At 61.0% G+C, this 13061-nt stretch carries 10 protein-coding genes; 5 read left to right on the forward strand and 5 right to left on the reverse strand.

Going from position 1 to position 13061, the window contains the following annotated elements:
* Nucleotides 1–36: 36 nt before the first annotated feature.
* On the reverse strand, nucleotides 37–1308 hold the full coding sequence (locus ISP18_RS20650; protein WP_380006839.1) for a DUF3667 domain-containing protein: 1272 nt from the start codon (nucleotides 1306–1308) through the stop codon (nucleotides 37–39).
* Between ISP18_RS20650 and ISP18_RS20655 the strand changes: the two genes are divergently transcribed.
* Together ISP18_RS20655 and sppA are read left to right on the forward strand one after the other, a co-directional pair.
* Nucleotides 1307–2713, forward strand: coding sequence for an MATE family efflux transporter (locus tag ISP18_RS20655; RefSeq protein ID WP_380006842.1), 1407 nt, complete (start codon nucleotides 1307–1309; stop codon nucleotides 2711–2713). The two genes, ISP18_RS20650 and ISP18_RS20655, sit on opposite strands and share 2 nt — an antisense overlap.
* Before the next feature lie 42 nt (nucleotides 2714–2755).
* Nucleotides 2756–4639 (forward strand): signal peptide peptidase SppA, encoded by a 1884-nt coding sequence (gene sppA / locus ISP18_RS20660; RefSeq protein ID WP_380006845.1) that lies wholly within the window; start codon nucleotides 2756–2758, stop codon nucleotides 4637–4639.
* Between the two features lie 188 nt (nucleotides 4640–4827).
* Here sppA and ISP18_RS20665 read toward each other — a convergent pair whose 3' ends face one another.
* Together ISP18_RS20665 and ISP18_RS20670 are read right to left on the reverse strand one after the other, a co-directional pair.
* The gene (locus tag ISP18_RS20665) at nucleotides 4828–5652 is read right to left on the reverse strand and encodes an ABC transporter ATP-binding protein (protein WP_380006848.1); all 825 of its coding nucleotides are present in this window, start codon (nucleotides 5650–5652) and stop codon (nucleotides 4828–4830) included.
* 80 nt (nucleotides 5653–5732) lie between these two features.
* Nucleotides 5733–5948 carry a hypothetical protein gene (locus ISP18_RS20670; protein WP_380006851.1) on the reverse strand — a complete coding sequence of 72 codons (216 nt, stop codon included), beginning with the start codon at nucleotides 5946–5948 and terminating at the stop codon, nucleotides 5733–5735.
* Between the two features lie 78 nt (nucleotides 5949–6026).
* Here ISP18_RS20670 and ISP18_RS20675 point away from each other — a divergent pair, with 78 nt between their 5' ends.
* Nucleotides 6027–6809: an SDR family oxidoreductase gene (locus ISP18_RS20675; RefSeq protein ID WP_380006854.1), complete on the forward strand. Its 783-nt coding sequence runs from the start codon at nucleotides 6027–6029 to the stop codon at nucleotides 6807–6809.
* A gap of 109 nt (nucleotides 6810–6918) precedes the next feature.
* On the opposite strand, the gene ISP18_RS20680 is transcribed toward ISP18_RS20675, so the two are convergent.
* Both ISP18_RS20680 and ISP18_RS20685 read right to left on the reverse strand, forming a co-directional pair.
* The gene (locus tag ISP18_RS20680) at nucleotides 6919–7545 is read right to left on the reverse strand and encodes a DUF4124 domain-containing protein (protein WP_380006857.1); all 627 of its coding nucleotides are present in this window, start codon (nucleotides 7543–7545) and stop codon (nucleotides 6919–6921) included.
* Between the two features lie 46 nt (nucleotides 7546–7591).
* Nucleotides 7592–8536 carry a DegV family protein gene (locus ISP18_RS20685; RefSeq protein WP_380006860.1) on the reverse strand — a complete coding sequence of 315 codons (945 nt, stop codon included), beginning with the start codon at nucleotides 8534–8536 and terminating at the stop codon, nucleotides 7592–7594.
* Nucleotides 8537–8730: 194 nt separating this feature from the next.
* On the opposite strand from ISP18_RS20685, the gene ISP18_RS20690 reads away from it, so the two are divergent.
* Together ISP18_RS20690 and ISP18_RS20695 are read left to right on the forward strand one after the other, a co-directional pair.
* A complete protein-coding gene (locus ISP18_RS20690; RefSeq protein WP_380006863.1) occupies nucleotides 8731–9519 on the forward strand; it encodes an AMP nucleosidase in 789 nt (262 codons plus the stop codon).
* Nucleotides 9520–9855: 336 nt separating this feature from the next.
* Nucleotides 9856–13059 (forward strand): TonB-dependent receptor, encoded by a 3204-nt coding sequence (locus ISP18_RS20695; RefSeq protein WP_380006866.1) that lies wholly within the window; start codon nucleotides 9856–9858, stop codon nucleotides 13057–13059.
* Nucleotides 13060–13061: the final 2 nt, after the last annotated feature.

Consider the following 13061-nt stretch of genomic DNA (forward strand, 5'->3'; position numbering starts at 1 on the left):
TGCAAAACCGGGCTTTTGGCCTTCCGAAAATGACAATCAATGGGCCAGGCCGAGGGTGACGGCGACCATCAAGGCCAGCATCAGCAGCCAGAAATAGCACCACCCGATGAACCAGTATTTCACGGCCGTCATCACCCAGCCCTGGCGGTAAATCCGCTTCTGCATGATCAGCAGGTAGACAGGCACCCACAGTATGAGCGCGCCCTGCAACAGGCCTGCCGCGTAGCCGGCCCAGGCCGCGAGGGGTTTGAGCCAGGTATTGAGCATGCCGGCGATCACGATCAGCAGCAGGCTCAGGAACAGGAAGGCGTGGCTATGCAGGGACGCGATCAAGTGTTCCATGTAGAGCCGGCGCTTGAAGATGTAGAACAATTTCAGCAGCAAGGCGAACACCGGGACCAACACCAGCATGGTGCCGGGAAGCGCTCCGAACATGCCGGCGCTGATATGGTCCAAGGCTTCCTGGCGATGCGCAGCGTCGCCGTGCTTTAAAGCCCTGATGTTTTGCACCAGATGTTCGCGAAACTCGTTGAACCGCTCGTTGGCGAAATCCGGCAACCCGTTGAGGTGTATCGGAGTGATCGGTCGCTCGTCTTGGGCCTCGTTCGTGCCAGGAGGCGCCTTGGTGGAGGAAGCACTTGCTGGCGTGCCGAGTTCGGTCAGCCGTGCGTTGGCCTTCTCGCGGAGCGTCTTTTCGGCCTGATCCACCTGGGCCACGATCGCGGCGTTACCGACGGTGCGTGTGGCTTCCAGCGCCTCCAGCTTACGGTCGAGCTGATGCTGAACCTCCTGCGAGGTCTGTGCTTGCGAGAAGTCGTCGCCCTGATCGACCAGCACTACAGCCTGATGGCGCTGCTGTGCGCGGTGTGCGATCACGTCCGCCGCCAAGTGCAGCGTGAAGAACGACAGCAGACAAATCACGAACATCAGTCGGAACGGGGCGATATAACGCACTCGCCGGCCGCTGAAGTATTCCAGCGTGAGGAAGCCGGGTTTCAGGAACAGTGGCGGGACGGTGTGCAGAATGCGCCCGTCGATGTGCAAGAAGGTCTCGAAGAATTCCTCGAACAGCCCGTGCGCCGGGCGCAGCACGCTGTGCACCGACTGGCCGCAGTGGTGGCAGTACTCGCCTTGCAGCGGCGTCTGGCAGTTGGCGCAAAGCGCGCCCTCGTAGGCGGTGAGTTCCTTCATACGTGTTTCCCCTGGCGCAGCGTCGAATCTTGGCAGGCCGGCGGGAAGTAGAACAGGGCCGGAAGCATTGCCGGTACCGCGCGGTACAATGTGCGGCTCCGGAGTATGCAAACCCATGAAACCCTTCCATCTCGACCGAGCCCGGGTCGCGCGGGAGATCGGCGCTACCGTGCGCCTCGCCCTGCCACTGATTCTGGCCCAGCTCGCCGCCGTCGGCAGCAACGTGATCGACGCCGTGCTGGCCGGGCACGTTGGCGCGCACGTGCTGGGCGCGGTGGCGGTGGGTGCGAGCATCTGGTCGCTGGCGATCGTCAGCGGCATTGGCATGATGATGTCGGTGCCGCCGTCGATCTCCCAACTGGACGGCGCCGGCCGCCGGCATGAGGCGGGCGAGGTGTTCCACCAGGCGATCTGGCTGGCGCTCGCCATGGGCGTTCTGCTGGGGCTCGCGGTGCGTCATGCGGAGCCCTTGATCAAGCTGATCGGCGTGTCGCCGAGCCTGTATGGCGACGTGGGCGAGTTCCTGCGCGCGATCAGCTGGGGCGCGCCGGCATTGACTTGCTACTTCGCGCTGCGCGGTCTTTCAGAAGGGCTGTCGCTGACGCGGCCTTCCATGTATTTCAGCTTCGGCGGCCTGGTGCTGCTGGTGCCGCTGGGCTACATCTTCATGTTCGGCAAGCTCGGCCTGCCACCGCAAGGCGCGCGCGGCTGCGGCATCGCCACGGCCACGGTGCTGTGGATCGAGATGCTGGCGTTCGGCATCTACATATTTTTCCATCCCAACTACCGAGGGCTGGGCGTGTTCAGCCATTTCGAATGGCCGGATTTCAAGCGCATCGGCCGGCTGGTGCACATCGGCCTGCCGATGGCGATCACCCTGCTGGCCGAAGGTGGGCTGTTCGTGGCAGCGGCGCTGCTGATCGGCACGATGGGCGAGGACATGGTGGCCAGCCACCAGGTTGCGCTGAACGTGGCGGCGCTGTTCTTCATGGTGCCGCTGGGGCTGGCCATGGCGATCACGGTGCGCGTCGGCAATGCGGTGGGGCGTGGCGATGCGTCCGGCATTCGTTACGCGGGGTTCTGCGGCATCGGCCTCACCCTGGCCACGCAGGCCATTTCGGCAGGCTTGATGCTGGGCTTTCCGCAGCTAATCGCCTCGCTCTACACCCACGATAAAACCGTCATTGCGCTGGCAGCGCAGTTGCTGCTGCTGGCCGGCTTGTTCCAGTTTTCCGATGGTATCCAGGTGGCATCCAACGGCGCGCTGCGCGGCTTGAAGGACACACGCGTGCCGATGGCGATCACCCTGTTCGCGTACTGGGGCGTGGGCATGCCGGTCGGCTGGTGGCTGGCGTTCCACGTAGGCCTGGGCGCACGTGGGATATGGATGGGACTGATCGCCGGCCTCAGCATGGCAGCTCTGCTGCTGTTCGTGCGTTTCTGGCGCAGTTCGTTCCGGCATAAAGCCGGGACGTTTGGCCCTGTTGCGCCGGCCGCCGCGGATGCAACTATCACCTCATGACCGGCTGTGCCGGCGGACCATTAAAAAGGATCTGAAGCGTTTATGAGCACACCACCGCCCATCGGCCGCCCGCGGCAACCGAACGGATTCTGGGCCTTTCTGCGCGTGTTCGGGCGCGGGCTCAACATCGTGCGGCTGATCATCCTCAACGTGGCGTTCTTCGCCTTCCTGGGGCTGTTCTTGCTGGTGGTGCTGGCGGTTGGCGCGGCTAAGCACCTCAACGATATCCAGGACAGCAGCGTGCTGGTGCTGCGGCCGGAAGGGCGATTGGTGGAGCAGTACAGCATCAGTCCGATGCAGCGCGTGTTTTCAAAGCTTTCCGGCGATGAAGCGAAGGAAGTACAAGTGCGCGACCTGGTCGGCGCGATCGATGCGGCGGCGAAGGATTCACGCATTACGCGCATCGTGCTCGATCCGGGACATCTGCAGAGCGGCGGTTTTGCGGCGTTGACAGAAGTAGGTGCGTCGCTCGATCGCTTTCGTGCCGCCGGCAAGCCGGTGGTCGCTTGGGGCGCGGACCTGGATCAATATCAGTATTACCTTGCGGCCCATGCCGATCGCGTGCTGCTCGATCCGCAGGGCGCGCTGTTCATCACTGGCCTTTCCAACTATCGCCTGTTCTACAAGGACCTGCTCGACAAGCTGGGCGTGAGCGTCTACCTGTTCCGCGTCGGCCAGTTCAAGAGCGCGGCCGAGCCGTTCGTGCTCGATCACGCGTCGCCCGAATCCAAGGAAGCGGACAGCTATTGGATGGGCGGTCTGTGGGACGGCTACATCCGCGACATCGCCATGCTGCGCAAGCTCGATGCGGCGGCGGTGCGCTCGGATATCGACAATCTCCCCGATCGCTTGGCCGCCGCACAAGGCGATCTCGCCAAGTTGGCGCTGAACGAGCACTTGATCGATGGCCTCGCCACGCGCGAGGAACTGATCGATACGCTGCGTTCGCAAGGCGTACCTGCCGGCAAGGATGGGCACGGCATTCGCGGCGTGGGCCTGGATCGCTACGCAACCGCTGTTCCGGATCGCGACACGCCCGGTGCATCTGCCGTGACGGTGGTGGTGGCGGAGGGTGAGATTTCTTCCGGCAAGCAACAGGCCGGTTCGGTTGGCGGTGAATCGACCGCCGCGCTCATTCGCAGCGCGCGCGAGAACAAACGCACCAAGGCGCTGGTGCTGCGGGTGAATTCGCCTGGTGGCGAGGTGTACGCCGCGGAAGAAATACGCCGCGAAGTGGCGCTGACGCGCAAAGCCGGCATTCCGGTGGTGGTGTCGATGGGCGATGTGGCCGCCAGCGGTGGCTATTGGATCTCGATGAACGCGGACCAGATCTACGCCGAGCCCAACACCATCACCGGCTCGATCGGCATCTTCGGCATGTACTTCACCGTGCCGGGTGCGCTCGGCAAGCTCGGCATCACCAGCGATGGCGTGGGAACTGCGCCGCTGGCCGGTGCCTTCAACATCACTCGCCCACTCGACCCGAAGGTGGGCACGGTGATCCAGTCCATCATCGACAAGGGCTATCACGACTTCGTCGGCGGTGTGGCGCAGGCGCGCGGTAAGGATTACGCCGCGATCGACGCCGTGGCGCAGGGCCGCGTGTGGACCGGCAGCCAGGCGCAACAGCGCGGCCTGATCGACCAGCTCGGCGGGCTCGACGCCGCGGTCCAGAAAGCCGCGGATCTGGCGAAGCTCGGCAAGGACTACGCCGTGCGCTACCAGGAGCAGCCAATGGGCGCGTTTGAGCGCTTCGTGGTGAGCTTCAATCAATCGGCCATGGTTTCGTCGCTGCAGGGTTACGGCGTGAGACTGCCAAGCTGGTTCGCGCAATTGCCGGTGCTGGCGCCGGAACTAGCCATGTTGCGCACCGCGCAAGCAGGGCACCCGAACGTGTACGCGTATTGCTTCTGCTCGCCGCGTTGAGTCTTGCATTCGCTCTCGTTGGTAGGCATATCAGCGTCGGGACTCAGTGATACTGATAGTTTAGAGTCCGTCACCCCGGCGAAAGCCGGGGCCCAGAGACTTTGATGCGCAAAGACACTAGGTCCCGGCTTTCGCCGAGACGACGAGAAACACGTGGTTGCGTAACGCACGCACTAATCAGCACAAACTCAATCAACACTCGCGTGGTAATACTCACCGCGCCGTTCCACATGCACCTGCATGCCGAAAGCATCCGTCAGCATCCCACCGGTCAACACACTGGCCTTGCTGCCCACGCGCAACAGCCGGCCTTCACGCAGCAGCACCACATGATCGATCTCCGGCAGGATTTCCTCCACGTGATGCGTCACTAGCAACAGCGTGACGCTATGCTTCGCCAATTGGCGCAAGCTTTCCAGAAACCGCCGGCGGCTGGCCGGATCCAGTCCGGTGCAGGGCTCATCCAGCAATAGCGCACGCGGACGATGCACCAGTGCACGTGCGATCAGCACGCGGCGTGCTTCGCCGGTGGACAAGCTCGCCATCTCGCGGCCGATCAGGTGCGACGCTTCCACTTGCGCCAACGCTTCTAGGGAACGTTGGCGCATGGGTTCGGTGATCTGGTGATTCACCCACAGGCCGCGCGCGGCGAAGAAGCTGGAGACCACGGCGTCGAACACTTCCAGCGGTGACTCCTCGCTGGTGTAGTCGCCTTGCACGACGGGCGAGACGATGCCAATCAGGCTGCGCAGCTCGCTGACGTTCCAGCGGTCGCGCCCAAAGATCTTGATTGTCGGCTGGCCGTCTTTGCGTGCGAGCGGATAAAGCTGGCGCGCGATCAATCGGATCAGCGTGGATTTGCCCGAACCGTTGGCGCCAAGGATGGCGGTATGTTGGCCAGCGGCGAGACGCAGGCTCAGTCGATCGAGAATCAGGCGCTCGCCACGCTGCACGCTGGCTTCGTGAATATCCAACAAGGGAGCGGCTTCGGGGTGTGTGGTATCGGGACTCATGCCCGAACCTTGCCCGCAACGCAAGGCAATGGCAAGCGATCGACGTACGGACGCCTAAACGTCCATACACGAAAAGTATCCTACTGCGTCTGCTGCTCGATCTGCTTGTCCTGATCGGCGGCATGTTTGTCGACCAGCTTCTGCACATCCTTGGCGCGTTGTTCGTCCTGCTTCATCGCATCCCATGGTGCGCTCGGTTGCGCGGCGGCCTGCTTGGGATCGGATTGCGGCGCAGGCGGTTTGTTGCTGCAGGCGCCCAGGGCCAGCAGGCAGAGCAGTGCGACGGCGGTTCTCATGACATGACCTCGATCAGCATGCGCCCAGTGTCCCGCCACCCGGCGCTCCGGACAAGCCATTCCTGTAAGCTTTGTTACATGAACAGCCGTATCGATGCCTGGCAATTGCAAGAACATACCGCGCTGATCACCGGTGCCAGCAAGGGCATCGGTTATGCAACGGCGCGTGAGCTGGCTAGTTTGGGCGCGGATCTGCTGCTGGTGGCGCGCGATGACGATTACCTGGAACAGGTTCGCGTGGAATTGACGGACGACTACCCCGGCATCGAAGTGCTGGCCTTCGCCGCCGACGTGAGCGAAGCGGAGGATCGCCTGGCCGTGTTCGATTGGGTGGCCGATCTGGGTACGCCGGTTTCCATTCTCGTCAACAACGCGGGCGGGAATGCGCCGAAGGCGACGCTCGAGTACGAGGAAAGCGAATACCGCGCGATCTTCGAGCAGAACCTGTTTTCCGCTTACGAAATGTGCCGGCTCGCGCACCCGCACCTGATCCAGCACGCCCAGGCGGCCATCGTGAACGTGGGCTCGGTATCCGGCGCTACGCACGTGCGCACTGGTTCGCCCTACGGCATGACCAAGGCGGCGCTGCATCAGCTCACGCGCAACCTCGCCGCCGAATGGGCGATCGATGGCATCCGTGTCAATGCGGTGGCGCCCTGGTACATCCGCACGCAGCGCTCCGAACCGGCGTTGGCCGATTCCGATTACCTCGACGAAGTGCTTGACCGCACACCGCTGCGGCGTATCGGCGAACCAGAGGAAGTGGCTGCGGCCATCGCGTTTCTCTGTTTGCCGGCGGCGAGCTACATCACCGGGCAGGTGCTGGCGGTGGACGGAGGATTTCTCAACTACGGCTTCTGAGCATCCGCACTTTTCCACAGCGGCTGGGGAAACCCTGGTGGCAACCCTGTGGATAAAGCTTCACGAAGCTTGCACGACAGTCACTTGCATGACATTGCGCAGATTCTGCTCAGCAGTGGCTGAGCTCGGCAAGCAAATCCTTTTCGCGTTGTTGCAAGGCCGGCTGATCGGCCTTGAACGCGCGCGACAGCTTGCGTTCGTTCTCGTCGTATTGATCGCGCAGGGTTGAGCAGGTGTCCTGTGGCGTCATGGGTTCGCATTGATCCTGCACCAGCACGTAGTTGCTGGCGATCATCGCAGCGTTGGGTTTGACGCCGGGCGTGATATGCCCGAGCGGCGTGGGAAGCATGCCGGTCATGGCGATCGGCGCGTAGTAGGGCTGCGGATTGCCGTTGCTGCTCAGGTACGTGGTGCGATCCGTGGCGCGTGCGCAGCGGTACATCATGGATGGCGGCGTGCGCGGCAAAAGTGCGGGCGTTGTCGGCGCGGCCGTCACGTGTGGCGCAGGGCTTGGTGGTTCCGGCAGCGGCGAGGCGGCGGGGCCGTTGTCATCCAACTGCATGGCCTGTTGCTGCTGGTCGCGTGCGCAAGGCGTGCCCTGATAGATCAGCTGACCTTGCGTCGTGCGGCATTTGTACACGGTGAGGCTATCCGCCCGTGCCTGCATGGGTAGCGTTAACCCCACCAGGAGCGATAGCACGGCTACGAATACGCCAGTAGCGCCAAGATGTTTCATGCCGCGATTCTACGCGTTCAACTCGGCGGGCAAGACGCTCGGAAGCTCAGAATTCCACCGAGTGTTCTTCCGCGGCGAAGCCGATGGTGACCGCGCCTTCGCCGACATTGACCATACCGGTGATGCTCATCGGTGCCTGCATCAGCGTGACTCCGCATTCCTCACAGGCTTGCGCCAGCTTGGCGTAGCCCGGCAGCGTCGGCAGTTCACTGAGATCGCCACCGTAGGCGGTGCACATCACCGGCACCAGCAGGCCAGCGCGTACGCGATCGGCAGCGTAGCCGAACAAGGCTTCGCAGCCATGCTCCCAGCCGCGTACCTTGCCGACTGGCGTGGTCTCGCCGCGGTAGCCGCGTAGCAGCGGTTTGATGTCCAGCGTGGAGCCGAGCACGGCGCTGAGCAGACCTACGCTGCGGTCGCCTTTCTTCTTCGCACGGGCGCGCAAGTAATACAGGTCGCGCGGCAGCATGTAGCCATAGGAGTTCTCGGCGATATACGCCAGCCGCTCGCGGATCGCGGCAGGTGTTTCATTCGCCTGAATCAGGCGCACCGCCTCAATCACACACGGTGCGGAACCGGCGAACAGGCTGCGCGTATCCAGCACGCGCATTAGGAAGGGGCCGGTGATGCCGGCGGGCTCGCGTACTTTCCGGTAGTTCTTCAGCACCGCAAAGCTGGCCTTGATCACGTTGTCGTAGATCGCGCTACGCCCGGCAGTGATGGTGAGGCAGAACACGCAGTCCTTCTCCAGCACCAGCTTCTCCAGAAACAGCTTCTGCACATCCTCCATCGAACAAGGCTCGGTCTCGGCGGAGTGGCTGCGACCGCCCAGCTTGAGGCTCAAAAAACGCTCAATTTCAGCTGGATCGCGGTTGTCCTTGAACGTGGAATTATCGACCCGCACCGCGATGGGCATGATGGCTATGTCGTGCTGCTGCAGGAAATCCCGCGGTAGATCGCAGGATGCATCGATAGCCAAGCCCATTCGCATGTTGCCAACTCCCCTCACTGCATGGCAGGTGCAACATAGCACGCGTCGACGAGATGGGATTGTCGCGGTGCGGAAAGGTTCCGTCGTGTGTTCAACGCCTCTAAGATAGTCGCAGACCGAGATTTGGCATCTCGCCGGCGTGGCGTCGCCGGTAATGCATGGCGAAGCTTCGCCATGCCGGACAAGAGCTTTGCATGAAAACCAAACACGAGATCGTCACCAATTGGCTGCCGCGTTATACCGGCGTGTCGCTCGAACAATTCGGCCGCCACATCCTGCTTACCAATTTCAGTCACTACGTCGACCTCTTCGCGCAATGGCACGGCGTGGACGTGCAAGGACGCGACCGGCCGATGCCAAGCGCAACGGCAGACGGCATCACGCTCATCAACTTCGGCATGGGCAGCCCCAATGCGGCTACCGTGATGGATCTGCTCGGCGCGATTCAACCGAGCGCCGTGCTGTTTCTCGGCAAATGCGGCGGAGTGAAAAAGAAGAATCAACTGGGCGATCTGATTCTGCCCATCGCTGCCATCCGCGGCGAAGGCACCAGCAACGATTACCTGCCGCCAGAGGTGCCGGCATTGCCGGCGTTCCAAATGCAACGCGGCGTATCCACCATGATTCGCGACTTAGGCCACGACTATTGGACCGGCACCGTCTACACCACCAATCGCCGTGTGTGGGAGCACGACGAAACCTTCAAGGAATACCTGCGCCGCACGCGTTGCATGGCAGTGGACATGGAAACCGCCACCATCTTCGCCGCCGGCTTCGCCAATCACATTCCCTGCGGTGCACTGTTGCTGGTCTCCGATCAGCCCATGATCCCGGAAGGCATAAAGACCGAACTCAGCGATCGCAGCGTTACCGCGCAATACGTCGAGGCGCATATCCGCATCGGCATCGAAGCCCTCAAGCTCGTGCGACGGAACGGACGAAGCGTGAAACACCTGCGTTTTGAGGAGGAGCTAGGGGAGTGAGCTGCCAATCTCGGCGTAGAAATCGGGGCGAAAGCTTGCTTGTGGCTGACGATATTGGCGGTCGTCGCGTATGAAAACACCCGCAGAACCGAGCGATGCGCAAATTCATGCGATTAATCGCAAATTATTGTCGTTGACTTTGTGTTATTTGAACCCTTAATTTTCAGGATAACAAAGTGCTAAAGGGCCGTTAAGAAACGGCTTGAGCAATTTGTCGGGGATGGGGAAGAAAAAGCCGTCCGCTCACGATCTGGCTGAGGATGGGTCCTTGGCCTAGGAAGAGCGTTTTTTAACGGCTTTACCTCTTTTGTTTTTTTGCTGCTGGGGAGCACCTTAATGAGCGTTAAAAAGTTTGTGCCCGCATCGAACAGGATGCCGGTGCGTCACACTGCGTTGGCTATTGCAGTTGCGATGGGGTTCGGGTTTTCCGGACAAGTGCTGGCGCAGGCCACGACAGGTTCGATCACGGGTACCGCGCCGGTCGCGGCAGGCGAATCCGTTCGACTGACCAACGTCGGCACTGGCCTTACGCGCACGGTGCCGGTGGATGCCACTGGCCATTACTACGCCGCTAGCTTGCCGACAGGCACCTACAACGTATCGCTGGTCAGCAATGGCCAAGTGGTCGCCTCGCAAAACAACGTGGCTGTGACCGTGGTCGGCGCCACCGCTTCGTTTGCGGCTGCCAAGGAAACCAAGGATCTGGCTACCGTGACGGTGACCGCCAATGCGATCCCGCCGATCGATGTGACCAACACGCGCCAAAGCGCGATCCTCACCGCGCAGCAGCTGAAAGATCTGCCGATTGCTCACAATGCGGAATCCATTGCATTGCTGGCGCCGGGCGTGACGTTGGGTGCCTCCAGCCTTGGCACGGGTCCGAACGGTGCGCCGCTGGTTTCAATGGGCGGCAACAGCGTCGTTGAAAACGCCTATTACATCAACGGCTTCAATACCACCGATATTATTGGTGGTGCGGGTGGCATCTCGCTACCTTATTTCGCTATTGCCGAACAGCAGACCATCACCTCCGGTTATGGTCCCGAGTATGGCCGCTCGACCGGTGGCGTGATCAGCCAGCTCGGTGCGCGCGGCAGCAATCAATGGCACTTCGGTGCGTACGTTGATTACCGACCGACTTTTGCGGAAAGCGGCTACGACAATATCTATTACTCGAATCCGCTCGTGCCGGTGGGTTCCTCCTGGGCTGCCACCCAGGGCACCACTCCGTATGGAGCCGGGTACGGCCACATTGAAAATGGCCAGAAACAGAACAGCGACTGGGAAACGGTGTATGACGCTTACATCAGCGGCCCGCTGATCAAGGACAAACTGTTCTTCTACATCACTGCAGAATGGCAGCACGACAGCAACCAGGCCGGTGTTGTAAACAATGGTGTGTCAACGCCGGCAGGTTTCTGGCAGTCGACCGCTACGAATTCGCCCAAGCTTTACGGCAAGCTGGACTGGAACATCAACGACAGCAATATTCTTGAGTTGACGGGCGTCAAGAGCAACTCCGACGTCAGCAGCAACAACTACTACAACTACAATTACTCGAACCAGAGCGTCGGCAATTATTACGGTCCGGGGTTGTTGAGCAAGAACGACTTCAATATCGGCGTCCTCAAGTACACCTCCTACATCACCGACAGCCTCACGCTCGAAGTACTGGCCGGGCAGATGCAGGGCACATATTTCACGTCGCTGCCTGGTGGCAACCTACAGCCGGTGCTGTATTCGCCGGCTTTATCGACTACCACTCCGGGCTATGCCAATTTGGCGAACGTCCCGAATCTGTATCCGACGCAACAGGGCAATCCGAATCACAAGTCGAAGGCCACTAACCTGCGTATCGACCTTGATTGGAAAATCACGGACACGCACGATCTGAAGTTCGGCATCGATAATCTCCAGACCCATGACGACCACGACGGGTTCAGCAGCCTCGGCGGTGGTACCTGGATCTACAACGACGGCAACTCGCTTCCGGTCTACTCCACCACTGCGCCCTACGTCACGACGCCGTCCGCCGGAAGGTATGTGCAGGAGAATATCGCGGGTTCGGACATCAACCTGGCAGTCATGCAAAAGGCGCAGTACATCGAGGACCGTTGGCAGGTCTTACCGAACCTGCTGCTTGACCTTGGCATACGCAACGACTCATTCAAGAATATCGCGCCCGGCGGCGTGGAATACGTGCGCGAGACCAGGCCGCAGTGGGCACCGCGTCTGGGCTTCAGTTGGGATATCTTCGGCGACAGCACGGCGAAGCTGTTCGGTAACGCAGGTCGCTACTATCTGGCGTTGCCGACGGGCCTGGCTGCACGTAACTCAGCGTTTGGCACCGTCAATGGCGAGGTGACCTATACCTACACTTCCATTGGCCCGAACGGCATTCCTCAAGGTCTGACACCGGTTGCGGTCACTCCGGCCCCCGGTGTGACCAGGCCTGGTTTTTACTCGCCCGATGGCGAGAATGGCGTTCCCGGAAACGGCCTGGATTACACCTCGAAGAACCTGAAGCCCGAATATCAGGATGAATTCGTCCTGGGCTTCCAGAAGACCCTCGGTGATACCGGTTTGACGTTCGGCACGACGGCCACCTATCAAAAGGTGGGTAACCTCGTGGATGACACTGATCTCGTCGCGTGTGGCACCGTTGTTGGTGCCTTGGTCAATCCGGGCAAGACCAACTACATTCAACAACCCTGCGGTCTGGTTACGTGGAACCCGAACACCAACCAGGGAGTTTATGTAAATCCAAGTTTTCCGGGCGTATATTTCCCGAAGCCGTCGCGCAAGTATTACGGTTTGGAGAGCTACCTGGAGCACACCTGGGACGGCAAGTGGTACGCCAAGGTCGACTACCTGATCTCGAAGTCGTGGGGTTCGAGTGAAGGTCCGACCGAAACGGCGACGGGCCAGATCTCGAACCAGACGCAGGTTAACAAGCAGAATGGTGGTCTTTCCGGTTCCACCACGGCGCAGTGGGACTTCCCCGACCTGATGCAATACGCCAACGGTGAACTGCCCAACAGCCGTCGTCACACCCTCAAGGCCTTTGGCGCCTATGCTATTACGCCGGAATTGACGATCAGCGGCACCTATATCATCCAGTCCGGTGCGCCGAACATTTGCCTGAGCGGTTACGGCACGACGTTGAACACGGATCTTTATGGCGGTTCTTACCAGCACTTCTGTGGCGGCGTACCCGCAGGTAATTCGAATCTCGTAGACGCAAACGGCAACCCCATAGGCTATGGCGGTCTGCCGTCTCCTCCGGGGACGAGTGGTCACACGCCGTGGATCCATCAGATCAACCTGGCACTGACTTACATACCGGCATGGGGCCACAAGCATCTGACCTTCCAGGCGATGGTCCACAACCTGCTCAACGAGCAGAATGCGACGCTGTATGTTTCGAGCTATATGACCACCGCGGTCAACGGTGGGGGCAACTTCCAGCCCAACTACAAAACGGCGACCGCGCTGGAAGCGCCGCGCTATGCAGACTTCAGCGTGAAGTTCGACTGGTAATT

This window comes from Dyella humi, assembly GCF_044904605.1.
GTDB lineage: Bacteria > Pseudomonadota > Gammaproteobacteria > Xanthomonadales > Rhodanobacteraceae > Dyella_B > Dyella_B humi.